Raw genomic sequence first — 24,572 nt, forward strand, 5'->3', positions numbered from 1 at the left:
CGGGCCGTCCGGCCGTCCCGAGGGTGCGGGACGGCCGGACGGGGTGAGCAGGTCAGGCTGCGGGGGTCAGCAACGACTCGTCCACGGCCGGGTGATCGTCGTCGGCCTGGGCCGAGCCGGACGGGTCCCAGTTGTTCATCGGTTCCGGGTGGGCAAGGACCCAGGCCTCGATCACGTCCCGCACATGCTGTGGTGAGCGCCGGTACTGCTCACGCAGCAGCGCCTTCGCTGCGGCCGGGTAGGTGAGCGTGAGGTGGCAGCAGAACGCCAGAACCTCGTCGTCCCAGCTGTATCCGGGATCCAGTGCCGGGATGCCGGGCATCGCGGCGTCGCGGCAGCTGTCGCACAGGCCGTCGTCGCTGCGGCGCTCACCGGTGCGAGGATCGAGCGGGTGCGCGTCGGCGACGGCGCGTTCGAGGAAGCATGACACGCACCGCCACCCGATGACCGGGTACATGGCCGCCTTGTCGAAGTCGATCCCGTAGCCCACCGGCACGTCGCGCTGAACCGCGTAGGCGGGCTTGGTCGCCGGTGTGTCGGTGTCGTCACGCACCGGCAGGTGCTCCGGGTCGTCGTCCTGCATGTAGCGGGTGGCGAAGTACTCGAGTACCTCCCGCCGCTCCTCGACCCACGGCCGCCGAGCAGCACGCAGGGCCTCGAGTCGCTGCGAGTCGGTCGACGCGGCGTCCTTGGTGGCCTTGCTGGGCCGACGGTAGAACTCGTCCCGATGCTGGAGCCGCACTCGCCGCGGTCCGGCGGACGGGTCGGTGTCGTCGAACCAGTCGGACTCCCGCGCGGTGGTCACCGGTTCGCTGGATTCTTCGGTCGGGACCGTGCGAGGTGTGTACGCGGGCGGGCAGTACAGCTGCGGGTCGCTGTGCGGGACACACAGCTCGAGCAGGTGCCGATCGTGCGGGCGCGAACTCCACATGGTGCGCAGGTCGGTCAGTGCGACGGCGTAGAAGTCGCCTTCGAAGATCCGCACCATCTGCATCATCAGGGCGATTTCGTCGGGTGCGGCGATCTCGGCGATGGCCTGGGCGAATTGGCGGCGGGCAGCGGCCGGATCACCGGCGTCGAACAGGCCGCCTGCGGCGGTGATGGCTTCGGTCAGCGTCATGGACTGCGACATCGGAAAGGTCCTTTCTACGGAAAGCGAACTCCCCTCCGGCACACGCAGATACCGGAGGGATGGGCGGCTGGTCGCTCGACCAGCCGAGGGGCGTTGGGCCGGGTCGTGGTGCCGCGCTGGAGGGAACGCGCCGGGGCGTGCGCGGCCGGATTTCCGCGCACACCACACGACGTGAGCGGGAGGCTGGGGCGTCGCGCCGGGAAATGCGGTTGCGCCGGGCGCGGACCCTCGGGCGTGGCACCGTGACCCGGTAGCCCTCGGGCTGGCTGGTCGAGCGGCCGGCCGAACAGCCCGGCCTCCACAACCACCTCCCTTGTCTGTCACAGAGCCGAACGACGCAGGGAAGCAACGAGCCCCAGGAGAAGTCGCGACCACAGCGCTTGGCGCTGGGCCCGCTCTCGCGGGAGCGGGCCCAGCATCCAGGGGTCGGCAGCGGGCCGATCAGAACGGCGGTTCGTCGTCCTGAGCTCGGGCTCCCACTCCGGCGAGCACGGGGCTCTGCGCGGCGTTCCCGTTCTGCCACGGATCATCGCTTGCGGCCGGAGCCGACTGTGCCGATGCGCCGTTGCGGGTGATCTTGGTGACCTGCGCGGTCGCGAACCGCAACGACGGGCCCATCTCGATGACCTGAAGCTCAACGGTGGTGCGCTTCTCACCCTCGCGGGTCTCCCACGTCCGCGAGACCAGCTTGCCGGTGACGATGACCCGCGCGCCGCGCACGAGGGTCTCGGCAACGTTCTCCGCGGCCTCGCGCCAGATGTTGCACCGCATGAACAGCGCCTCACCGTCCCGCCACGAATTGGTGGTACGGTCGAAAATCCGCGGCGTCTGCGCGACAGTGAAATTCGTGACGGCCTGACCACTGGGGGTGAACCGGAGCTCCGGATCCGCAGTCAGGTTCCCGATGATTGTGATGTAGGTATCTTCAGCCATGACAGCACTCCTTCAATAATGTTTCGGCACAAGGGGATTCGCGCCGGAAATCGGTGCGACGAACTCACACGGCCGGTCCGCAAGGGAACGCGCCGCGATGGGACGAACAAGGGGAATCACGGTGCCCAGGACGGCGAATACGCACACTGCGCGATCGCTTGTGGATCACAGCGTTACCGCTGGGACCTGCCCGGCTGCCGTAATAGCTATCTGGCAGCTACGACACGAGACGGCGGATCGTGGTCACCGCAGGTCCGCGGTGATGCGTTGCGGACGCAGTACGGGATCGCGGGGCGATAGTCCGCTGTTGTCGTGATCACGCCAGTGTGCTTCGGGCACAACTAATTCCGAGGGTCGGACGCCGATAAGGAAGGCACTGACAGTGATCAAGAGCCACGTAATACTTCGACCGGCTTCAGAAGGGTGGCTCAATGCCGGGACTGTCCTGAGCACAGCGGTAGATCGTGGCGAGATGGTCGACGATGTGACCGAGATGCTCGGTGAGAACCTCGGTGAGCCAGGTGCGGAACTCGGGTTCGGTGGTGGGTTTGGTCTTGATGGGCGCGTCGATACTGAAAAGGCCAGCCCCGCAAAGCCTCAGCTCCAGCGTGTGCGGTGCGGGACTGAGATCGATGGTGACGTGATGGCCGCGACGGCCGGTGTCCTGGACACTCATTGGACCTCATTCGACAGTGGCGTCTGGGGAGAAAACTGGATCATCCGCGCAGGCGGGAGCCGGTGACGACGTCGTGTTGGTCCTCCAGCGGGCCGCACCGTGTGTTCGGCTTCGCCAGGGCACACCCTGCTGGGGCGGACCAGATGCGGTCCGCCCCAGGTACTCGGGATCAGGACGCAGGAAAGTCGGAACCGATTCCCCCCCGTCGTAGACAGCCGGGTGCACAGCGAAGTTCGACAAGAAAGAACTCGCCACGGAAACAGTCGATGACATTCACGATCTCGGACTCCCTCGAATCAGAATCACCCGCTCGGGCCGATATTCGCGCCGATGCTGCGCCCGACGGCGTGGACCGAATGACGGTCGTCCCGTGCCGGACACGATGCGGTGCGGTCACGCGATGCGGATCGCGACTTGCGGTGTGGGTGAATACTTCTCATCAAGGGACGAGCGGAAGACGGGTCAGCGCACGGCATGCTGAAGCTGGGCGGTGAGATCGTCGAGGTCGGTGTGGTGTCCGCACGGAATCGTGGCTGGGCGCTCTGGTGGAACGCGATCGCGGCGAGGGTGTCCACCGCATCGGCCACCGACGGGACAGCGCGTTACAGACGTAGTTGGGCTCACCGAGGAGGGTGCCGTGGCGGTCCCGGTCCTCGGCCCGAAAGACCACCATCGGGCTCGTCCCACACCACAAGCACTGAGCGGGCGGATCGTTCGAGCCCGTCGGCGAGGTCATCGACCGAGATTCACCCCCGCTGAGGCAGCCCGGCCAGGACGGCGGTCTCGATCACCGGGAACCCACGGGCGTGCAGGGCGGGAGACCGCGACGATGTCAGGGCAATGCTCGAGGGGGCTATAGGTGTCCCTTCTCGTGGGCACCAAGTGGTGTGGTGGGAGCGGTCAGTGCGCCGGCAGACCCAGCAGAGGCTGGTGGCCCGAGTATCGCGGGTCCCAGGGCCAGGATCCATCGCGGTTCGGGTGAACCAGCTGCACGGCCTCGATGTTCGGGCCGTAGAGCGCTTCGGCGACGAACAACCCGGGTGTGGGAGTCAGAACCGCGACCGTTTCCACCGGCTGCCCCGCGACCATCATCCGTAGTCCAGGAGCGGTCAGCGTGGCGGGCAACTGGACAGCCGCGGTGAGGATGTCCGCGGCACGCCCGTTTGGCAGGCCGGTGATGACGAGTTCGGGCCGGTGCTGGAGGGTCAACCCAACGGTGTAGGCAATGGGGAACGAGTTCGGGCTCTCGGTGATGCTCTGGATATGCCAGCCTTTATTGGCCACGATCGTCTCGACCTCGGTCAGATAGTCGGCCAGGGTGCGGTCCTGATATGGGCAAAGCCAGCACACGCGGAATCTCTCCGGAAGGAGGCCGCAGCACGCAGCCCTACGCTGGTCGTCGCGGCTCACAGCTGTGTGGTGCCGGTCGGCAGGGGCAATCCAGGAACTGCCATGTGGGGGTGACCGATCGGCGCAAGACCGGTGGCAGTGAGGGTGTAGTAGCGGTGATCGACCGCGATCACGTCGCCGCACGCCAAGGCACGGTTGCCGCGATCGAGGTAGTTCGCGACACGGTGATCGGCGCCATACGCGACCGGGTCGGCCTGGCTGCCGAACAAGCCGATCACCCGCCCCACGATGTCGCGATCGGACACGCTGTCGGGAACATCGCGATCGCTGTAGCCGTAGACCTCGATGACCTCGTCGCCGTGGGCTGCATAGCCGGTGCTCGCGGGGGCCGGGTTCGTGTTGTGGAACACCGACACGGTCACCGAGTACCGCGAGCTGCGCGGCATGATCGTCGGCGTGGGCATCGTGGCGTCGGTGTCGCTCGGTTCGAGATCGTCGGCGATCAGCAGCGTCAACGCGGTCAGGGCATGAACTGTCGCAGCGCTGAGCCGGGACGCCGCATCGTCCCCGGCACCGGCCAGGCGCAGCTGACGCAACGCCGCGTCCCGGTGCCCGGTCACCTCCGAGCGGAGGCCCCCGTGCGGGTCCGGGACCAAGGGATAGCCGAAATCGAGGTGGTCGGACACGGTGAGTCACTCCAGTTCGTCGAGGGAGGATGGCGGGCTGTGCACCGCCTCGGCGACGACAACCAGGCCTCCATCAGATCGCTGAAACCACTTGCGTGTCTAGGGGTTTGGCCACCACTGTCAGTGGCCCCACAACCAGTGGTGACGCAACGATCCGGTCGTGTTGGGCATCCTCACCGGTGACTCGAGCCCGGATTGAGCATCTCGCCCCACCTCCACCCGTCGAGCCAGTCATGTTTGAGTTGCGCCGCGAAGGAGTCCCCGAGCGCGGGCACCAGGCTGCTGTAGGCGCGCACGACGTTGGCATCGAGCACCGGAACCGGGGGCATGCCGTGCGTGTGCGCACTACGGCCCAGGGTGAAGAAGTCGGTATCGGCGGCAAGCGCGGACAGCTCGGCGTGAGCCCACCCGCGGCCCGCGAGATCACTGAGGATTTCCCGGTCGGAGTCCAGTTCACGCAACCGGTACAGGTCCAGGCAATGCAGTAGCGGCGGCTCGCCGCCGTCGGCGGTGACGGCCAGGGAAGCCTCAAAAGATTCCAGGACCAGGTACGGGGCCTCGTCGAGACAGTCGGGTGCCAGGAAGTGCACCGTGTCGCCGGGCTCGGCGTGCCCGGCGATCGGACGGCCCCGCGCCACGACATACTGCCCGGCCACCGCGGGGCGTGCCGGGATCGGGAGGTCTCGAACGAGGTGGAGGTCGACCTCGTCGATGACGGTGCCGTCGGCCCGCCCGAGAGTGACCCCGCTGCGGATCAGCACCCGCGCGATCACTGCGACCACGGCCGCGGGATCCACCATATCTCCGCGCCGTGAGCGCGCGGGACCGGCTCGATCGATGTCGCGGTGATCGGACCAGGCGACATGCCAGAGCAGGGCATCCATCAGATCGGCCACCGCTGAGGCGGCGAGAATGGGCTGCGGCGACGGCGCGGGGTCCAGGCAGCGACGGGCGGTCTCGTACAGCTCTTCGAGGGTAACCATGAACAGTGCCTTCCCGGAATAGGAGACAGGGCCGGACACCGGAATAGGCGCCGGTCAGGTGGTAGTCGGTGCCGGCGCGGCCATGACGACGACGCAGAGGCCCGCTGCGGCGCAGTGCGGCACGATCACGATGACCACGCGATCGCGATCGTCGACAGGATCGCCGCATCGACTGCGCGTGTCGGCGCCGCAACCACACCTACTGGTGTCCTCGCGCAGCAATCTGGCCAGAACCACGACCGCGACGAGGGCGCCGAGCGCCAGCAGCGCCAAGGGAACCTCGGCCGGAATCACGATGATTCACTCCGATCCTCACATCCCAGGACCGGCCTGCGGGCGCGGCGGGCGGCAACGGATCGGGTACTCAGACCGTGACCGTGGCGCGGGCGGCGATCAGAGCATCCGCGGCCAGCAGCCGACCGACGAAACCGGGCGCTGCGGCCGGGTGGGGATACCAGGTCTCGGCCCGGCGGTGCGGGTGCCGGCGCGCATCGGCGTCCACGGCAGGGTCCGCGTCGGGCCGGAACACCCGCAGCCCGCCCGGAGCGAGGGCCATGCCGGGCCCGAGGGCATCGTTGAACTGGGCGCGCGCGGCCTCATCGACCAGAATCACGGCCGCCAATCCCGCGCACGACCGCGCGGTGTCCGCGGCGATGTCGGCCAGGTTGCTGCGTTCGCGCCGTAACCGCGCGAACAACTCGGGCTCGCTGCTGAGCACGACCACCGGGATCCGGCGCTCGAACTCGGTCACCCGCGCCGCCAAGGCTTCTCCCCCGTCGCGGCCACGGACCATGATCGGCGACACCGACAGCGGATCACCCGCGAACCGTGGCCGCACACCGCGCGCGATCAACTCTTGCACCAGCCACGGCGACGGAAGATACTCGTGCAGATCCTGCCCGCTGCGGTGCACATCCACCGTGAGCCATCCCGACGGCGAATCGTCGAGCCGATCGCGGCTGCGCATCGCGGCGACCTCTGTCGTCTCCCGGGTGCCGTCCCGCAGCGTCTCGGTCAGGCATGCCCGGAACGACAGCCGGCCAGGCGATTCGGAGGTGTGCCGGGAGGACCGGAGAAACCCGTACGCCGCGTCGGACTTCACCTCGACCCACGCGTCGAAGACCCCGTCCGCCAACGCGCAGACATCCTCGGAGTCATCGATCCAGGACGCAGTGAACAAGTGAGGCATGAGAATTACTCCAGGTCGGTGTGAATAGGCGGTACAGCGAACACATCGCGGGTTTGGAGCCCCGGGCTGATTCGCTCGTGACGCGGGATGACGTTCCGGCCGTTGATATTTCGGCCATCGGAGTCGTTGCTTCCCTCCGGAGACCGAATTGTTCAGGACGCCGCGGAGTTGGGCGCGGGCTGCCGGATCCTATGGTGCGGATCGCGGCGGGATCGGCGTTTCCTCTCGGGGTACAGGCATAGACTGGTTGTTTCGGCGAACCCGCTCGGTCCACGACCAACCGACACAATTCTGCGGGGGTGTCACCTGTACTTCGACTGTGCGGTGGCATCGAAGGTTCCAGGAGCGTCAGCGGTCCCGGATCGTGGTCATCGCGGCCGCTGTATGACGCCTGGATAGGTCGATCATGCGTTCGATTTGCGCAGGGGTGAGGTCGGGAGTCTTGACCAGCATCATCAGCTCCTCTTTCTCTTCGGTGCTCAGGGGTGCGGGTGGGGTCCGGTCATCCGGGGAGACCGTGGACGGGATCGATTGCGATGCACCATGTGTGGCGCTCATGGCGTACTCCTGGCGGAAGGACGGACGGGGTACATGCTGGCTGAGTGCTCGAACACGGGCGTGGGCCCCAGCGAGCAGGACGATGTGAGGCAGACCGTGATCGGCGTCGGCGCCACGAGGGCCAGCTGCGGTGGGTTGCCCGAGGCGATTCGTGCTCGAGATACCTCTGGTGATCTGGTGTCGGGGCACTGACCGCGCTGGTGGTCAGGCCGGATCCAGTGTGAAATCGAGAAATTCGTGGGTGTCGTCGATATCGACGTTGTCCAGAAATGACAGGCGGCGGCCGTCGGTGGTGGACAGGACGAATGCGTCGTGGCTGGCCACGATCCGCAGGCCGTTACTCAGGCGGATATCGGTGTCATGATCGGCGGCGATGCCCGGTCGTTGGCCGGTCACCAACACCGCCGGGTGCCAGGCATGGCCGATCGCCGGGGCATCGAGTGGATCGGCGGCGTGCGCGATGCCACGCATGTCGAGGTGTCCTGGTGCGATCGCGAGCGCGAGGGTTTTGCAGACGCCGGCTATGCGTGTGTCTGCCGGTGTGGTCCCAGATCGCTCGAGGATCCGCGGCGAGCACGATCGGCACGGCGGCGGCCCGGAACATCGCAACATCGCGGTGGTGAATGTGGTAGCTGATCTGGCCGTGCGGAGTGTTCACATACAGCACGGCCCAGCCGCGCGCGGCGGGATCGTTGTAGGCGATGACCGAGGGGAACATCCTGGCGATGACGACGAGCAGGCTCGCGCGCTCGACATCGGCCAGCCGCTGAGCGCGGCGCCCCGTGTGCTGGACACGGCGAAGTGTGCGAGAACCTCTGGTATGGAAACGATCTCGCGCACGGCGACGGAACGGAAGCATCACAATTCCTCACCCGGACGAGGTGGCATGTGTGGACGCAGGCCTGCCGGAAGGCGGTGGCGTGTCATCGGTGCGGCGAGGGCACGCGGGAGGCGGATGGTGTGCGCGGTGGGCGCAGGGTCCACCAGCCGCGCAGGCGTAGGTCGGGGCCGTTCATGCCGATGTAGGCGCGAAGGCTGCCGAATTCGAGGGGAGTCATACTCCATTGGGGCAGACCGCGGTTCCATTCGTGCGCAGTGGCCAGGTGCCCGTAGCGGACCGCGGCCACGATCGGGTCCCAGTCCGATTCGCGCATCGGGTTCCAGATCGGGGCCGTGTGGAGTATGTGCGCGATGTCTTGTCGTTCGGCGGTGCTCAGCAGGGGCCAGATCCCCGAGGTGTAGAACGCCGGCCACGAGGTCCACCGGTGCATCGAAAACATCTGCGGGACAACGCGCGGGGTGTGCCGGCGGACCAGAAAGACGCGCGGCGCGGTGAAGTTGCGCCGCGCGGTGTTCCACTGCCGGGTGTACGGGTTGAGGCTGCGCGTGTAGTAGCGGTCGAATCCGTTGCGGCCCTTGTCCACCCACGACAACATCGTGGTTCGGGTGAACCCGTACGGGTGGTCGCGATCGATGACCGCCGAGGACTCATCGATATGGCCCCGCAGCACCTCGGTCACCGCACGACGCGAGTCGGTGTCGCCGCGGTGGCTCGGTGCGCGATCGTGCGGCCGGGGCGCTGGATGATGTCGAACGCTCGTCTGGACGGTCATCACATCCTCTGTGCAACTGTGAATTACATGGACTGAGGCACTGTGGTTCACATCGCCGGGTCCGTGACCGTTACCGACACCGCCATCGGTGTCGACGCACGTGGCGAGCGGGCGGCTGGTGGGTGGGCAGCTCACTCGTCACGGGTGGAGCGGACGGCGGTGTCGGTGGGCGGCGGGCCCGCTTGGTGGCGGGCCCGAGTCGGCGGTGCGGTGCCGGTTACTGCGATTGCAGCAGGGCGGTGAGCTGGGTTTCGACCAGATCGAGCGATGAGCTGGTGTCGCCGAGGCTGGTCTCGAGCCGTTGGGAGTAGTCGGCGGCCTGGTGTTTGAGGGTGCGGAACCGGTCGAACAGGGCCTTGCGCTTGTTGTCGGTGACGGCGGTGCGCTGGGCGGCGGCGATGTCCGCGGACAGCTTCTGGAGGGCGTCCTTGGAGGAGGCGATGAACGAGGTGATGATCAGCTGACGCATCTCGGTCTCGTCGGGCAGCGGGATGCGGGCGAACGTGCTGTGGTGCCCAATGCCCTCGATGAACTCGTGCAAACCCTCGAGAGTGGCCGCGTGGTCGGCGGTGATGAAATACACGCCGCCGGAGGGACGTACCGGCACCGCGTCGAGCCGGTGCATGTAGTCCCGCAGCAGGGTGCGGATCCGGTCGGCCCCCAGATACTCGCACTGCCACCGGTGCTGCTCCTGAATCGCGGGCACGAGAGCGTGCACACGCTGCTGTTCGGCGGGCGCGAGTTCGGCGATCGCGGCGTGGTCCAGGCGGATCACCAGTTGGCCGGACATGCTCGATGCGCTGTCCCGTTCGAAGACGACTTCACCCAGGTGGGTGTCGTAGGCGAGGGTGGCGGCGGATTCGTCGCGCAGTTCACGCACGATGTGGCGCACGATGCGCTGGCTGTCGCGGCGCACGGGACGGATCATCAGGCTGGCCGACCGCACGGGACCGGCCGGGCTCGGCGCACCGGATACAGGGGCATCGGTGCCGTCGTCACGCAGCGTGTCCAACCGGTAGGTGTCGCGGATGCCGTCGGCGCCGGTGACACGCAGGAACGCATCGTCCGGGCGCAGCGGTCCGGGCAACAGGTCGGTGTTCAAACCCAGATCCTGGAACTGCGCGGTCGCGTCGGCCAGGGTGATCTGGCCGCGGAACACGCTGTAGACCACGATGTACCCCAGGAGCGGGTTGCGGCTGGTCTGGTCGGTGTAGGCGGCCAGCGGATCGTGATTGACGGCGGGCGCGACGTAGAAGGGCGCGAGAGCGGTCACGGTGGTGTTTTCCCTTCTCGAGGCTCTGCGGGCCAGAGCTCTGCGGGGTTACAGGAAGGCGAACACCTCGTCCGCGGCTGCGGGGACGAGGTCGTCGACGAGGGTGAGATGGTCGGCCAGGGCGGTCAGCGTGTCGGTCGGGGCAGTGTCGATGGCGATGGCGAAGGTGCGGAATCCCAAGCGGGTCTTGCGATCTCGCCACGCGGAGAGCCAGGTGTCGGCGAGGTGGTCTTCGCCGTCGGTGATCAGCACGATGTCGCCTTTGGCGGTACCGTCGCGGTTGTATTGGCCGGCGAGAATGTCCGCGGCCCGTTCCAAGGGAGCCCGGAAGTCGGTGCCGTGGCCGGTGGGATGGTCGGCAAACGCCAGCACCTGGTCCAGGAGCGGGTCGTCGCTGGCGGGAAATCGGTAGACCGAGACGTCGTCGGTGGCGGCGAACATGATGGCGACGAAATCGCGGCGCTGGCGGCGGGCCTGGTCCAGCAGCGCCAGCCCGCAGGCTTTGGCCCACGCTTCGCGGGTCACTTCCCGGCCGCCGGGACCGGGGTGACGCTGGTGCATCGAGGGGGAACAGTCGATGCACGCGATGATCGCTCCCCGGCTCTCGGGCTGCGGGCCGATGGTCTGATAGGTCGCGAGTTGCTGTTCGGCATATTTGGCGGCGAACACCGCCCGCAGCGCGGGCACCCCGATCGCGGCCAGCTCGGACGGGATCAGCCGTGACAGGTCATCGCCGAGGGTGACACCGATGACCTCGTCGTGGCCGTGGCTGCTACGGCGCGCCCAGATGCCCGCGGCCAAAACCCGGAACCGGCCGATCAGATCGGCGAACTCGCCCAAACGCCCGGACTGCAGCCGCTGCGCCAACGCGGTCCGCTCCCGAAACGACATCCGTTCCAACTGCTCGTCAGCGATATTCCACGCCGCCATCAAGGCGTGCTCGGCGGCAGCGTCCTGGGCGGCCTTATCGGCCGCAGCCCGCAGGTCCGCCCGCAGCGCGGCCCCGACCTCGGCAGCAGCGTGCTGCGCGTCTGCGGCCGCGTCGGCCGCTGTCCGGGCGGCGGCGGACGCATCGGCGATGGCCTGATCGACAGCGTCGACCTGCTGATCCGGGACCGGGTCGGACAGATCCCGTCCCGCGGCCGCGTCGTCGAACGCGGCGGTGACCGCATCGGTGGCGTCCTGAGCCTCGCGGGCATGCCGGTCCGCGTCATCGGCAACCGATTGCGCCTGGTCACTGTCTGCCAACCACGATCCCAAGGCGTCGGCGTGGGCCAGCACGGCCATCGCGGCGGCATGCCGGTCACCGACGGTGTGCCGGTGCAGAGTTCGCCATTCGGGAGTCTCGGTGATCGAGGACACGACCGCGTGATTGGGCAGCCGGGACATCAGCATGTCCTCGGCATCACGAATACGGGGCTGGGCCTTGTAGGCGGCCAGGAACAAATCGTGCAGCAGGTCGCCGGGGTGGGTGTGACCGTCGCTGATCCGGTTCTCCAGCACGCCCAGTGCATGGGCTTCATCGCGGGTCTGGGTCCAGGTGTGTTCGTCGAGCCGGTCCCCGACCACGGCGTGGCGATACTGCGGGGCGGGGTGGCCCAGCCCGAGCCAGCGTGCTGCCCGCCCCGCGAGCTCACCGACCGTCGTGTGCGGCTGCGATTGCGGCGCGCTCACGGCTGTGTCCCGTTCGCCTGAGTGGGGGCGTTGAGTAGCTGGGACATCATTCGTGCGTGCAGATCCGCGCGAATGGACTCGACCCGGTCGATGGTGCCGGTGGAGCGCGCCGCGGAGCTTGCACGGGTATGCAGATCCGCCAGCGTCGTTTTCAGGGAGTTGAGTTTGCTGTTGGCCTCCTTGATCACCCACACGCACAGGTCGTCCGGGGACAGGTCGGCGTGTTTCTGGTCGAACTCGCGGCCGAGCTCGGTGATCGCCTCTTCGGCGGTCAACGCCTCACGCTCGTCGGGATTGACCGCCTCCAGGACGCGCTCGGCGACGGTTTGCCGTTCAGTGAGCGTGGACCACAACACATGCGTCAGGATGATCAGATCGGTGTCCTCGACACGGTCACGCCCGGCCAGCCACGCCGAAGCCCGCAACAACCCGACGCTCTGTTTCCAGCGTCGATCCGACACGACGATGCCATCCTCGCGCAGCGTGGCACGCAACCTCGCGACAGTCTCGAAAATCGCGTCGGGCACCGCTACCGCGGGTACCTCGATGCGAACCGCGTGCAACAGCGCGTCCAGATCAACCGTGGTGACAGGTCCGGACCCGGACTGCTCGGCCTTGAGCAAGTCGATGAACGTAGACTCGGTTTGCAGGTAATCGACTTGGATGCGGACACTGAGCCGGTCCCAGATCGCGGCAGTCTCCTCGCCGTCGGGCAGCTCGTTGGAGGCGGTCACCGCGGAGATCAACGGGCACTCGATCGGCGCCCCACCCGATTCCGGGGAATAGCGGCGCTCGTTGAGCCACGACAACGTCTCATTCAACGCACCCACGCCGCACTTGAAGATTTCGTCGACGAATGCGATATGGGCGGTGGCGGCGTGGTCGTCCAGGATCTGCCGGTACTGGCCCTGGGCCAGCGCGCCGACGTCGATGGGCCCGAACATTTTGCTGGGCGAGGTGAATTTCGACAACAGCATCTCCCACTGGCGAGCACCGGTGATCCGCTGAGTCAGCGCACGGCACAACTCGGATTTCCCGGTGCCAGGCGGGCCGAGCAGGAACGAGTGCTGCCGGGCCAGCACAGCCACGACAACCGCACGGACCACCTCCCCACGCTCATAGAACCGATCCGACAGCTCGGACACGATCGCACGCATGACCGCGTCAGTAGACGCGGGTACCGCCGAGCTGGCGGCGACAGGTGAAACAGCAACGGTCACAACAACTCCCGAGTAATGAGAACGGAAACAGCAACAACAGAAGGGGAATACACACAGGGACCACTGGACCGGCCCCGTTAGTACCGGCGACGGCGGGCATCTTGGTTCAACGGCGGTGGCACCGACCTCGATGGGAGGGGCGTCGGTTATTCGGTTCGCTGTGGCGCTAAAGGCGCGAAAGGTACGGGTTCTGGGCAGGCAGCGGCCACCGAACGGATATCTGGTCGGAGTCTTGCGGTATCCACGGCCGGCCGAAGGGGTGATGGCGAGCGTCGCGCCAGTGCAGGGTTGGCCCGCACGCACGATCGGCAGCGGTCCTCCACGTCACTCCGGTGTCCTGGTGACGTTGCAACGAATCCAGCAGGGCCCGCGCGGGCGGGGTGAATCGTTGCAGATATCGGTGACGAGACGACCCGAACTCGACAGGCCCACGGTGCTTTCCGTGGCCCGCTTCATGATCCAGTTCTCGCAGAACCCCTGCCGAGCAACCCATTTCGGTGAGAACGGCAGCCACAAAGCAGCTCGGTGCACCGTGCACTTGGTAGCGGGGCGAGTGTCCCGCTGCAAGGTAGGCATCGCGATGATCGGGGTCGCGCGCCACCACACCCATCACAGCGGTGTAGACGGCATCGACATCGAATTTCGGGCGGTGCCCCATCAGATGGCTCCTTGACGAAGAATATGCGCCTCGGGATTTCAGGCCACAACCCGATCCGCCGACCGCAGCCCGGCAGCGATCGATACCGGAGGGTGTTGTTGAGGCGGCGGGCAGGGTGCCGCTGCCCGGGGGCCGGAATTGTGGGTTTTGCGTGGATATTTCGGCGATACTCGGCTATGAACGAGAGAGCTGGTATAGGGAGAACACTCGGCGACGGTGGCGCCGGATCTCCCGGGAGACCGGAGGGTGATTCGGCCCGTAAAGGATCGGGGTGTCGTATCGGAAGTCCGGCAGCGCAGGCGTGTTCACTGCGTGCCGTCGGGCGGTGTGGAAAACGATCCACTCTCCGGCCATCGCCCCCGGGGAGCGGTCTCATCGAATTCGCGGTCCCCGTCGCGGGTACGGGCCGCTGTGGCGGTGGATTCACAATGCGGTGAACTGCGCGGGTGCGCTGCGGATCGAGCGCACTCGAGGATCGGCACGGCAGAACCGCTCGCCGGGTGTCGATACCACGGACTGACTTCTGTTGGTGGACAAATGATCCGGTAATTCAGAAATCAGGATACTTCCATGGCCGCGCCCGCTGGGGACTGCCAGCATGAGCGGGTGGCCCGAGTGCAGGCTGGCTGGTGTTGTTCTGATCAGCTGTAGCAGGATAAGCGGACCGGGAACGATAGTGATCGACGAATTCCGTTAGGGGATAGAAACTCTCGGATCACTCGGTGTAGAAGTTACGGTAGGCGTCGATGTCGACGTCAGCGACTCGGTGCAGAAGCCGTGGTAGATCGAGATCGGCACCAGCGTGACGGATCACCGACGCGACATAGTCGTGGTCTTGGGCACTCCACACGAACTCGGTGGTCTGACGCCAGCCCAGGTCCGCGACGAGATCCACGGCCCCGGCCAGGTCGTTGACAGGGGCGACGGCGGGGAGAACGAGCCGGACATTGTCGTTCTGGACGAACTCCAGATCGCCGCTGTCGGGTCGGTAATAGACGTCGATTTCGCGAGATGTCGCGGGGTACAGGCGAACACCCATGAGAATACTTCCTCCGTGCTCAGGTGACGGCGAATGGCCGAAAGCATGCGCGGCCGCACTGTTCTCGGGCCGCAGACCGCGTCCGGACTGCCGGTCGGTTACCGAGGATCAGCCTCACGTTGACCGATTGCGCCGTCAATAGCGTTGGACCCGTGCGACATTGGCGATCATTTACGCCCGCGGGCGCCGATGATGTGCAGGCTGATGCGGCGGGGCACCGGCATCGCCGAGAGTGCCACCGTACTGCGGGTGCGCTCAAAGCGAAGACCGGCCGCGATCAATATTCCGGCGCATAGCCCGGTCGGCCCGGGACCGTCTCCTCGATGTTCGTGCGCTGATGATGACGTTCCGCGGCGAAGTCGTACGTCACCGGGGATGGAGGAGTGAGACGGTCCCGGGCCAGCCGGTTGTTTTGTTGCGCTGCCGGATGCGGACGTGGCGGACCGCGGTCGCGACGGTGTTTGGGGGGTCTGAAGATTCCGTGAACAGCCCTGGGTCCTTCGGCGAGCATCCCCGTGGAAGATGGCAGTCGGGCGCGGAGTGGGACGCCGGTGTGGGACGGTGTGGGGCGGGTGAGGGGGTGGAGCCGCAGAGCGGATCTGGCCTTACAGTTGCGTGGTTCCCGGTGGCAGCGGTTGTCCCGCAGGTGCGGTGCGGGGGCGGGCGATCGGAGTGAGACCCGTGCCGCTGCCGGTCAGGGCGTAATAGCGGTGATCGATGGCGATCACGTCGCCGCGTGCGAGCGGGCGGTTGCCGCGATCGACGTAGTTGGCGAGGCGATGATCGGTTGCTCGGTCGGTGGGATCGGGCACGACACCGAACGTCTCGATGATCTGCTCTGCGATGTCCAGGTCGGACACACTGTTGGGGACATCGTGCTGGTAATAGGAGTAGACCTCGGCGACCTGGTCGGTGTCAGCGGAATAGCCGTCGGTCACTGCCGAGGGTGAGGTGTTGTGGTAGATGTTCGTCACCACGGCATAACGCGTCGACCGGGACGGAATCTGTAACGGGGCCGGCACGGCGGACCGATCTTCGGCGTGTTTGGACATGGCCGTCGCTCCTAACGGGATGAGGATCAGTGGCGGGCCGCCCGCCTCGCTGGCGGTGGCAGCACGGCTTCCATAACATCCCGAAAGTGTTGGCATGTCCAGGGATTCGGCCGCCACGGCAAGTGGTCCCACAGCCAGTGGCGGTGAGGTCGTTGCACCAGGGGCGATCTCGAGGTCGAGCGCACCTTCCGTGGCGCCGACGCTCCGTCTCCCCTGGCGTGCAAGCAACGATCCCCGGGCATCACTTGAGCCCCCACACACGAGACTGGCGGTGCGAAGGTGTTGCAGCACAACATGTTTACCGCCAGCCAGCAGCTAGACGAGCAGCGAGAGCAATATCGTGACCCCGGCAATTCCGCCGACGACGCTGAAGACGGTCAGAAGGGCCGAGTCGTCGTCGCGCATATCGTTGACCAGTTCGGCGATGAGGGCAACGAGGACCAGAACGATGCCGGTCAGCAGTCGCGCCCACCAGGACAGGTGCTGAATTGTGTTCATGGAGCGAACCTTTCGGGTCTCATCCGAGCGATGAGCGAGGGTCCGGTGGGGCAGCACAGTGGTACGTCGGAGTCAGGCGCGGCGGCGCGCAGGCTGGACCGATCACCACCCCGACGGTCCCAGCGCGGCCGGAGCGAGTTTTCGGCCAGCCGGACTCCGGGATGTGCGTGCCTCGTACGACGACGGCAGGAGCCGGGGCCGGAACTGGGTCTTCTACGGTGCGGATGTCCAGTGCCACCGCCTCGGCTACCGGGGTGATGGCCGCGCCGGGAAGACACCCGTGGACCGACTTGCTCGCAGATCACCCGGATCGGTATGCGATCGAACAGATCTCGCATCGGGCGGGCGAAGCGATGGAGCAAGTCGGTGGCCTGGCACGGCGAGAGTGACGGTCGCTGGAGAGTTGCCAGGCGTGTGGTGGGTCAGCACTCGGGCCACCAGTCACGGTCGACGGGCACGGTCGGCCGCCAGAAGGTGCGCACCTGCAGGACGCCATCGAGCGAGCAGGTCGATTCGGTCACGTATTTACGGACCTGCGCGGGATGCCGAACCCCGACCATGTCGCCGCCGCGCGGCGATGGGCGCTGCGGTAGCCGTGGCCTCGGTCGCTCAGCACAGTCAATGCCCGCGGCCCGTGATGGGCATGCCATGGTTGCGGTGGAAGCCATCCCGGAACCATCCGGCAACCGAACACCGCACCGGTCGTCGAGGCAACCAGCCGATACTCGGGTTCAGCCGCCCGGCGGGAACCGTAGCTGGTCATGACCCGCACCCGGGAATGCGTGACCCTGTGGTCTCAGGAGCGAGCACATCGTCCGGGTGGGATCCGGATCGTTGGAGAAGGGAGCGGCACAGTTGCGCCCAGTGCCTGGATGCGCGCGCAGCGTGTACTTCGGCGACGCGGTGGGCGTGAGCAAGGTGCTGTTGAACGTCATGACCGGTCGTGGCATCGGCGGCGGCGGCGAGGGCCTCCAGCCACCGATCGAACGCGGGATCATGCGTGAGAGTCACCTGGCATGCTCCTTATTGTGTTGCAGCGGAACGGGTTACGCGAAGGACAGCAGATACGCCTCGCCGAAGGCCCGGTGTTCCTGTTCCGGTCGTGGGTCGCGATGGTCGAAGCGGTCGGGGTTCCAGTCCTGGACATCCTGGTAGCAGGCGCTGCACCAGGGATAGGCACAACCATCCTCGCGGACGTCCACGCTGTGCTGGTGGGTCCTGTAGCTGCATCGGCAGTCGTGGTCGGCGTGGCATTCGCGCTCGCCACCGTCGGGATGGTTCTGGTCCCACTCGCGCCGCGAAAGATCCTGGTCATCGAGGACGGGATAGTTTTCCAGGGCGGTGATCACGGCATCGAGTGCACGCAGCGCGCCGGCATCGTCGGCGCGGACTACGAGAGTGCGGAGGGTTCCACCAGGCCACAGGTCGTATCGATAGGCGACGCCGAACGCGGAGGCGGCGTTGATGCGGGATTCGGCGACGGCGAAGTTCGATTCCGCGGTGGGGGTGTCACCTCGGTCATCGACGGTCAGCGGCGTGGTGAGCTCGAACCACTCCTGGGAGCTGGCGCGGCGAGTCATCGGACTGCTGTCACACTCGGCGCCGTGCGCACGCAACGCGGAGGCCAATGGTATTGCCTCGGCCACCCGGCGCGCGCGGCGCGTTCTGGCCCCGGTCATCGCACGGGCTCCTTCCCCTTTGAGGCACTGGGTCTTTCACCGGATCAGGCGCGTTCGACGGGATCCGAGGTCGGCGGAAAAGTCCAGATCACAGCACGTCGAAGGGGTCGGTTTCGACCAGAATGAGGTGACGGCCGCTGTCCCAGGAGACGAAGATCTGGGTCCCCCAGGAATGAGCGACGACGGCGGTGACGGTGCCCTCCTCCCCGATCTCCAAGGGCAGGGGGTCGTCCAATCGGCCGGTGATCCGGACCCGGTCACCACTGTTCGGGATCTGTGCCATGAGGGGTACCGCCTGTGTGCGTGCGACGGATCCGCCGCGACGTTCGGAACTGGTGGTGTGAGAGCGTGGCGAGTTGCCACGGTCGGTGGCTAGAAGCCGAAGTGAGGCAGCTGACCGAAGGCATCGACGAGGAAAGTCTCCAGGTCGGGGAGATCCATGACGACGAAGACCGCGTAGCCGCCCAGTTCCATATTGGCGGTTGCGGAGACCTGGCCGCGCAGCGGAGCGGGGCAGTACCCTACCTGCCAGGATTCGAACGAGACGCCGGCACCGGCAAGCATCGCCCATGCTTTCGGGCAGTACAGCCGCAGGATCTCGGGCCATACCCGCTCGGGGACATCGACCCAGCGGTTGGTCACACACGCCACGACCGCTGTCGTGGATGCGCGGCCGGTCAACAGAAATTCCCAGTTCGGGTCGAACTGCTCGGTCGGGCGCTGCCGTTTGTACCGGCCGGTCGCCGGCGGCAACACGGTGCCCGCCTCGGGTTCGGCCGCACGGTACAGATCCGGCGGCACGGCCATGAACTCGATCGCCATGATGCATGTCCTGTCCTCGATGTTGTTCTGTGGTGAAATACGGTGTTGTACAGCATGATTACCGATCACGGCTTTCTTCAGCCCGCCGCACCGGGCCCATACGATCTGGTCGCGGCGGGCAGGCGCGAAGCCGTTGAGGTCGGGATCGGACGTTGCGGTAATCAATGGCGGGTACGAATGGATCACAGCGCGCGAGCCCACTGGGCACCGCTGCCCAGTGGGCTCGACGCGGTTCACCGATTCGGTTGGCGTGGCGAGGAATTCACGTTGTCGGATGTGTGCCCCGGCTGTATTTACGGGATGCGATCGTGGTGGGCCGGGTCAGTTGTCGGCCGAGGCGACGGACCGTTCGACCACCAGATGTCGGTAGCCCCATTCGTCCAGGCCACGATCGGTCACCACGCGCCATCCATGTCGTTCGAGCACATCGACGGGATCTTCTCCGATCGGAGACAGCGGATTGGTGTGCACGGTGTAGGCGGCGACCAGCGTGCGGTCCGCGCCTTGGACGGTGACGGCGATATCGGCGCTCGGGCGAGACGGCGCCCCGGCGAGTTCCTCGGCGAGCTCAGGGTCGGCGAAGTCTTCGCTTGTCGCCCAGACACTGTCGTCGGTGACACATCGCGCCAGGAGTACCGCGTCGTCGGGGATCTGCGGTGCGGTGACGTAGCGCCTGGTGTCGCGCAGGGTCTCGATGAGCAGATCCAGCACAGCCGCGGGCAATGTGGGTTCGGCGAAGTCGCCGGTGAGGACGACCTGGCCGTCCTCGAGCACGACAACATGGCCATCTGCGTACCGCGACCGGGCCCTGACGAACAGTCGGCCGTGCGGATCGCGATCGGTGGTGATGCGGGACATGATCTCTCCAGACGCGCCGGGACTCTCCAGTCGAGACGCTCGGTGGTGCACAGACGGAGGGTGGCGGGTTTCAGTGGGATCGCTGTTGCGCTGAGCGCATCGTGCGGTGGATCTCGTTGTGCGGCAGTCCGATGTCCGATGCTGCGGCGACGAGGTCATCGAGGAGTTTCTGGTTCGCGCGCTCGCGATACGCGCGCGAGGCCGCCCAGAACAGAGCCTGGTTGCGATGACCTGGCTGGGCGCGCCGCACGTACCCGACAAGGCCCTCACCATCGCGGACACCGTCGTGACGGAACAGACGGGTGGTGTCCGGGAACCGGATCTGCGCTCTGAACTTCAGGCGTTCGGGTAGCGCCTGGATTCGCGTGTGGTTGAGCCAGGTGTACGCGGTTCCGGACGGGTGGATGCTCGGTGGAACGACGACATAGCCGGTGTGCGATTTGATGTCGACCCCGGAGGTGTTGCCCAAGCGTCCTCGAATCCGCCCCGGGCAGCGGAACCAGAGGTGCCAGCCTCCCCCGCCGGTCACGGCGGTCCAGGTTTCGGGCAGCGGACCGAGGGTCTCAAGATTGCCTCCGGCGCGAGGATCCACATCCAGGACCAAGACGCCCTCGGGTGGCCTGATGCCGATATTGCGCAACGGATAAGCACTCCACCATGCGCGGATGGCGTCGGGGTCGGTAGTGGCGTCGTTTTTGCCGTGGGCGGTGACCGGCACCTTGCCGCGTCGAGCCAGCGGCAGCACCGGGAATCCGGCAGAGGCGTAGTCCAGGGCGTGAACGAGCATCACATCGTCGATAGCCAGAAGACGGCCTCCCTTCCTGTGCGGCTTCTCTCGAGCCGTGCATGCCCGGTACCCACTCCAGCCGGATCGCAGCGGGAGCAGCGTCGACGAGTTCGATCGGTCGGGCGGCTCGATCACCGACGAGCACGAACAGCGATGAGGTCGGCTCACTGGGTTGTGATCGACGAGAGCAAGGACGCGTCGGCGCGGCTCCCCGGGGACGGGGCGAGTTGCCGAGGGTTTCCGGCGCCTCTCGCTCCGGCGTCACGGTCGATTCGGCCCGGATCCTGGCCGTTCGAAAGTGGCCTCGAGTGTTTGTCGGGTCTCCGGGTCGGAGCCGATTGCTGTGCCTGTTCTGAGCGACTCGAAGGCGGCTGCGACGGCCGCCCGCAGGTCCGGGTCGAAACCTGCGGCGACGAATGCGCCGTCGTCGTAGACACCGACGATCCAGCCCACGCTGCTGAGTTCTACACGCGGGTCATTTGCACGGACCAGCGAACCGTCCCATCGGTTCGTGGCAAGCATAATTCGAGCATCATCGACTACCACGCACAGAGCTGTGCACCCACCGCCGGTACTGGTAACTTCGGCATCACGTCCCACAGTCGCGAGATAGGCGATCTCGGACGAATACACCTTTGTCAACGGTGCGCGCCTGCGGGATACATGAAGCATTGCGAAAGTGAGCAGAATAATGCCAGCTATCGCAACAATACCGATAATAGTGATAGCCATTGAAATGTGTCGCCCGTCCTCGATGTCGTTGGCGTGGCGCCGCGATAAGATCGGGCGCCCGAAGGTATTGCCGCGGCACGGCGCGGCATATCGCGCTGCGCCACAGGATCGTTCATTGCAATGCCGCAGAGGCGCGGTAATTGAGACGAGTGATCATCGTGGGCGGCAGAGAAGTCCGAGAAGTATCTACGTATTCGCGGCTACGCGCGTGTCGATAGCGGACGATGTCGATAGCCGGTCCGGTCGGTATGACGATCGGGAGACACGTTAGATGTGTATCGCGACCTGTGGAGTGTGGTCGTCCTCGGTGGCATACGCCTCGGCGACGCGCTGGAGGGCATCGATCTGACGACTGCTCAAGACGTCGAACTGGTCGCCTACGGTACCGAAAAGTTCGATACCAGCGCGGGCGGCGGAAACGAGTTCTCCCAGCGGGACGACTGATACCCAGTCGGCGGGCTCGGTCGATGGGGACTCCGGCCGCGTCCGCGGTGAATCGCGCAGGGCAGTGATCCGCGTGGTGGCGAGTTGATCGTGGTCGTGGAGCCAGCGCAGAATCGAATCGAGCACTGTGCGGATGGGTTCGCTGGTGGTGTAGCCCTGATCGTCGCGAGGACTGTTGAATTCCCGATCGTCGTCCACACCGGAGAAAGCGACGGTCACAACGCCTCGGGGTGTGGAGATATCTTTCGTGAAATAGCCGTACGTGCCATTCTCGTCACTGGCATCATGGAAGTGGATATCGGTCGACACAAGCCCGGCATCGCGAAGGGTTTGCAGCACGATATCCATGTCGTATGCGTCGTCGATGCGATACTGGTCTTCGGCGGTCATATCGGCACCACGGTAGGCGGCTAGGACCGTGAGAATTCTCTGTATTCGCTCATCGAGCAGGTCGGGATGAATCATCGAACTATGCGTTCCTTTCAGAGAATGGGGGCGAAGCGGCGACATAGTCGGTAGACCCGGACGATAGACATCGAGAGACCGATCAGTATTCAACCGAGCGGGTGAGCCAGTCCGTGGATAGTCTCCGTACGCGGAGTATCAGCTGCACGAGTGATGGCCCAGATGTGCAGTGCGACAGCGAGGGCGCATGCTGCCGCCGGTGTCAGATCGATTCCAGCCGTGGGATCCTCGGGATTTCCGACCAGTAGCAGTAGCAGGCTCTCATCGAAATCTGTCAACTCGAGATAGAACCCGTCCTCGTCGACGAGCCGATCGCACCCATTGATCTGAACGACACTCACTGGTACATCCATTCCGGTCTCAGGATTCGTAAACAGGCGCCGGAGACACGCCGGCGTCGCCGTTTCCCCGGCATCACCGCTGCGCCGGCTCCGCCGTCCACTGCGCGAACGACGCACCGGCACAATGAATCTGCCAGCGGTGGTGGATCGGCGGCCAGCCCGATCAGCGGCCCGCGGCGGGATCCCGGCGGGCTATAGCCTTGTCGTGCAAGGCAATCGCGTACGCGCGGTGGCCCTCGAGGTCGAGGCGGTCGTAGGTCATCCGGATCTCCCTCGGCGATCCGAGGGCGGGAGTCGCCGGGTCGCGACCGCCAGCCGTCGGCGCGTCATTGCCTCGAGCTCATCGATCCGGGAGCCGGCACTGTTCTCGTAATAGTCGAGATCGCCAGTGACACCGTCGATCTCAGCAAGCCCCGCCATATGCCACATCCGCAGGTAGAGCCCGACCGCGGCGGCACGAAACGGAGCGGCCAGGCTCGTCACGGAGCACACCGCACAGACCTCCGCCGCGGTGCCGGGGCGGGTGTCGGTTCCGGCCACGACACGCGCGAGGATCTCGCGACAGTGGGACCGGTAGAGGTCCTTGTTGCGCATCAACGGATGCGTGGGACCCAACAAGTCGACGGCAGCGATCAGAACACCGGCATCCTGCGGGTATTGCGTGATCGCCGCCGCGATTTCCTGGAGAACAACCGCATCGCGGGCCGGGAGAAGCAACTCCAGGGCCGCGGCCCATGCGTGGTCGGAATCCATCAATTCGACGGCCGATGATTTCTTATCCACCTGCGTCCTTCCGAGTTGGTTCGAAATCCGGCAGGGGCATACCGGTGCGCCAAAAGGGCTGCTATAGGTCCGTTGGGCGACGGGCGTGGAGGAATACGCTGTTGACCCCGGTGCCGGACGTGGCGAAGGCTCGGGCGGGCAATTCTTCGTAGTCCCCGTGGGGAGCGATGAAATCGCGCATCGCCTGGTATTTGCGTTCGGGTCGCCAGGTGTAGGCGCCGGGGGCGATCGCCAGGAGTTGACCGCCGGGGATCAGCAGGTCCCAGGCGGTGTAGAGGTGATCCATCCACACTGTCGGCTGGTGTGGCAGCGCGAACGGCGGATTCATCACCACCGCGGCGAACGACCCGGGTGCGGTCGCAGCGAACTGCTCGAAGCTGGACACCACCACACTCACCCGCGGATCGGACCCGATCTTGGCGGCGCGTTCGGGATTGGACTCCACCGCGGTGACGTGCACGTCCGGATTAGCGTGCAGGATCGCCCTCACCAACGCCCCCTCGCCCGCGGAGGGCTCCAGGACCTCCGCGCCCACGTCGAGATCGGCGATGTCGGAGTGTTCGCCCGCAACGATGTGTGTAGCCAACGGCTCGGGTGTGCCGTAGTACGCCTCCAGGATCTTGCCCACCGTGTTGGGGGTTGCGCCGCTGGCCACGGCTGCCGCGATGACTTCGGCCGGGTCGCCGGGGAAAACGTGGGCGCGTTCTCGGCGGCTCCATTTGCCGCCCATGGTCTCGATGACCCTGTTAACTTTCTTGTACTCGGACTCTGTCAGCTGCGCCTGGAGAAACAATTTGTTCCCCTCGGTACGCGACTCGGCCAGAATTTCCCGCGCGAACTCGGGCACGGGCACTGATGTTCTTACGGCCATTGACGACCGCCTTTCCAGCTATGGGGGTTGACGGAATGGTCTGCACACGATTCGGCCGGGCCCGGACATTTCGCCGAGCACAAACGGCGTGCGAGGTCCGGGGGGCGGTGATTCGGTCCCGTTGTTCCGATGGAGGCGGTGGAGTAGCTGCGCGTTGTCTGTTCGGCTCGTGGCCGCTACCGAGAGAGGCACCAGGACCTTCACGGCCGCGCGATGGACGGTGAGAACCGATCGGTCGCCGAGCTGTTCTCGCCGT

At 66.1% G+C, this 24,572-nt stretch carries 28 protein-coding genes; all 28 read right to left on the minus strand.

Annotation, left to right across the window (positions count from 1 at the left end; translation table 11 throughout):
* Positions 1-52: 52 nt before the first annotated feature.
* Positions 53-1,132 carry a hypothetical protein gene (locus ABH933_RS22140; protein ID WP_429420156.1) on the minus strand — a complete coding sequence of 360 codons (1,080 nt, stop codon included), beginning with the start codon at positions 1,130-1,132 and terminating at the stop codon, positions 53-55.
* Positions 1,133-1,573: 441 nt separating this feature from the next.
* On the minus strand, positions 1,574-2,065 hold the full coding sequence (locus ABH933_RS22145; RefSeq protein WP_429420154.1) for a single-stranded DNA-binding protein: 492 nt from the start codon (positions 2,063-2,065) through the stop codon (positions 1,574-1,576).
* Positions 2,066-2,480: 415 nt separating this feature from the next.
* Positions 2,481-2,741 (minus strand): hypothetical protein, encoded by a 261-nt coding sequence (locus ABH933_RS22150; RefSeq protein ID WP_429420152.1) that lies wholly within the window; start codon positions 2,739-2,741, stop codon positions 2,481-2,483.
* 900 nt (positions 2,742-3,641) lie between these two features.
* Positions 3,642-4,091, minus strand: coding sequence for a DUF4262 domain-containing protein (locus ABH933_RS22155; protein WP_429420150.1), 450 nt, complete (start codon positions 4,089-4,091; stop codon positions 3,642-3,644).
* Positions 4,092-4,147: 56 nt separating this feature from the next.
* The gene (locus tag ABH933_RS22160) at positions 4,148-4,777 is read right to left on the minus strand and encodes a hypothetical protein (RefSeq protein WP_429420148.1); all 630 of its coding nucleotides are present in this window, start codon (positions 4,775-4,777) and stop codon (positions 4,148-4,150) included.
* Between the two features lie 173 nt (positions 4,778-4,950).
* Positions 4,951-5,760, minus strand: coding sequence for a hypothetical protein (locus tag ABH933_RS22165; protein WP_429420145.1), 810 nt, complete (start codon positions 5,758-5,760; stop codon positions 4,951-4,953).
* A gap of 54 nt (positions 5,761-5,814) precedes the next feature.
* A complete protein-coding gene (locus ABH933_RS22170; RefSeq protein WP_429420143.1) occupies positions 5,815-6,054 on the minus strand; it encodes a hypothetical protein in 240 nt (79 codons plus the stop codon).
* A 70-nt stretch (positions 6,055-6,124) separates the two neighbouring features.
* Positions 6,125-6,940, minus strand: coding sequence for a hypothetical protein (locus ABH933_RS22175; RefSeq protein ID WP_429420141.1), 816 nt, complete (start codon positions 6,938-6,940; stop codon positions 6,125-6,127).
* Between the two features lie 357 nt (positions 6,941-7,297).
* A complete protein-coding gene (locus tag ABH933_RS22180) occupies positions 7,298-7,507 on the minus strand; it encodes a hypothetical protein (protein ID WP_429420139.1) in 210 nt (69 codons plus the stop codon).
* Positions 7,508-7,711: 204 nt separating this feature from the next.
* Entirely contained in the window at positions 7,712-7,978 is a 267-nt protein-coding gene (locus tag ABH933_RS22185) for a hypothetical protein (RefSeq protein ID WP_429420137.1), read from the minus strand.
* A gap of 452 nt (positions 7,979-8,430) precedes the next feature.
* Positions 8,431-9,027: a hypothetical protein gene (locus ABH933_RS22190; protein WP_429420135.1), complete on the minus strand. Its 597-nt coding sequence runs from the start codon at positions 9,025-9,027 to the stop codon at positions 8,431-8,433.
* 310 nt (positions 9,028-9,337) lie between these two features.
* Positions 9,338-10,393, minus strand: a complete 1,056-nt coding sequence (locus ABH933_RS22195; RefSeq protein ID WP_429420133.1) for a DUF6744 family protein — start codon at positions 10,391-10,393, stop codon at positions 9,338-9,340.
* A gap of 48 nt (positions 10,394-10,441) precedes the next feature.
* Entirely contained in the window at positions 10,442-12,067 is a 1,626-nt protein-coding gene (locus tag ABH933_RS22200; RefSeq protein ID WP_429420131.1) for a VWA domain-containing protein, read from the minus strand.
* A complete protein-coding gene (locus ABH933_RS22205) occupies positions 12,064-13,224 on the minus strand; it encodes an AAA family ATPase (protein ID WP_429420130.1) in 1,161 nt (386 codons plus the stop codon). The genes ABH933_RS22200 and ABH933_RS22205 overlap by 4 nt, the downstream gene beginning before the upstream one ends.
* A gap of 1,436 nt (positions 13,225-14,660) precedes the next feature.
* Complete coding sequence (locus tag ABH933_RS22210; protein ID WP_429420128.1) at positions 14,661-14,984, minus strand: hypothetical protein; 324 nt, start codon at positions 14,982-14,984, stop codon at positions 14,661-14,663.
* A 605-nt stretch (positions 14,985-15,589) separates the two neighbouring features.
* Entirely contained in the window at positions 15,590-16,036 is a 447-nt protein-coding gene (locus ABH933_RS22215; RefSeq protein ID WP_429420126.1) for a hypothetical protein, read from the minus strand.
* A 315-nt stretch (positions 16,037-16,351) separates the two neighbouring features.
* Positions 16,352-16,534, minus strand: a complete 183-nt coding sequence (locus ABH933_RS22220) for a hypothetical protein (protein WP_429420124.1) — start codon at positions 16,532-16,534, stop codon at positions 16,352-16,354.
* Between the two features lie 422 nt (positions 16,535-16,956).
* A complete protein-coding gene (locus ABH933_RS22225) occupies positions 16,957-17,094 on the minus strand; it encodes a hypothetical protein (RefSeq protein ID WP_429420122.1) in 138 nt (45 codons plus the stop codon).
* Between the two features lie 486 nt (positions 17,095-17,580).
* Positions 17,581-18,213 carry a hypothetical protein gene (locus ABH933_RS22230; RefSeq protein ID WP_429420120.1) on the minus strand — a complete coding sequence of 211 codons (633 nt, stop codon included), beginning with the start codon at positions 18,211-18,213 and terminating at the stop codon, positions 17,581-17,583.
* A gap of 88 nt (positions 18,214-18,301) precedes the next feature.
* Positions 18,302-18,496, minus strand: a complete 195-nt coding sequence (locus ABH933_RS22235; RefSeq protein ID WP_429420119.1) for a DUF4314 domain-containing protein — start codon at positions 18,494-18,496, stop codon at positions 18,302-18,304.
* A gap of 89 nt (positions 18,497-18,585) precedes the next feature.
* Complete coding sequence (locus ABH933_RS22240) at positions 18,586-19,035, minus strand: hypothetical protein (protein WP_429420117.1); 450 nt, start codon at positions 19,033-19,035, stop codon at positions 18,586-18,588.
* A gap of 321 nt (positions 19,036-19,356) precedes the next feature.
* Positions 19,357-19,893 (minus strand): hypothetical protein, encoded by a 537-nt coding sequence (locus ABH933_RS22245; protein WP_429420115.1) that lies wholly within the window; start codon positions 19,891-19,893, stop codon positions 19,357-19,359.
* A gap of 70 nt (positions 19,894-19,963) precedes the next feature.
* Positions 19,964-20,680, minus strand: a complete 717-nt coding sequence (locus ABH933_RS22250) for a bifunctional DNA primase/polymerase (RefSeq protein WP_429420113.1) — start codon at positions 20,678-20,680, stop codon at positions 19,964-19,966.
* Positions 20,681-20,941: 261 nt separating this feature from the next.
* Positions 20,942-21,412: a hypothetical protein gene (locus ABH933_RS22255; protein WP_429455077.1), complete on the minus strand. Its 471-nt coding sequence runs from the start codon at positions 21,410-21,412 to the stop codon at positions 20,942-20,944.
* A gap of 267 nt (positions 21,413-21,679) precedes the next feature.
* Positions 21,680-22,366 carry a hypothetical protein gene (locus ABH933_RS22260; protein WP_429420110.1) on the minus strand — a complete coding sequence of 229 codons (687 nt, stop codon included), beginning with the start codon at positions 22,364-22,366 and terminating at the stop codon, positions 21,680-21,682.
* Positions 22,367-22,410: 44 nt separating this feature from the next.
* Positions 22,411-22,662, minus strand: a complete 252-nt coding sequence (locus ABH933_RS22265) for a hypothetical protein (protein ID WP_429420108.1) — start codon at positions 22,660-22,662, stop codon at positions 22,411-22,413.
* A gap of 258 nt (positions 22,663-22,920) precedes the next feature.
* Positions 22,921-23,445: a hypothetical protein gene (locus tag ABH933_RS22270; protein ID WP_429420105.1), complete on the minus strand. Its 525-nt coding sequence runs from the start codon at positions 23,443-23,445 to the stop codon at positions 22,921-22,923.
* Between the two features lie 61 nt (positions 23,446-23,506).
* Positions 23,507-24,292: a methyltransferase gene (locus ABH933_RS22275; protein ID WP_429420104.1), complete on the minus strand. Its 786-nt coding sequence runs from the start codon at positions 24,290-24,292 to the stop codon at positions 23,507-23,509.
* Positions 24,293-24,572: the final 280 nt, after the last annotated feature.

The sequence above is a fragment of the Nocardia sp. GP40 genome, from assembly GCF_050434125.1.
Taxonomy (GTDB): domain Bacteria; phylum Actinomycetota; class Actinomycetes; order Mycobacteriales; family Mycobacteriaceae; genus Nocardia; species Nocardia albiluteola.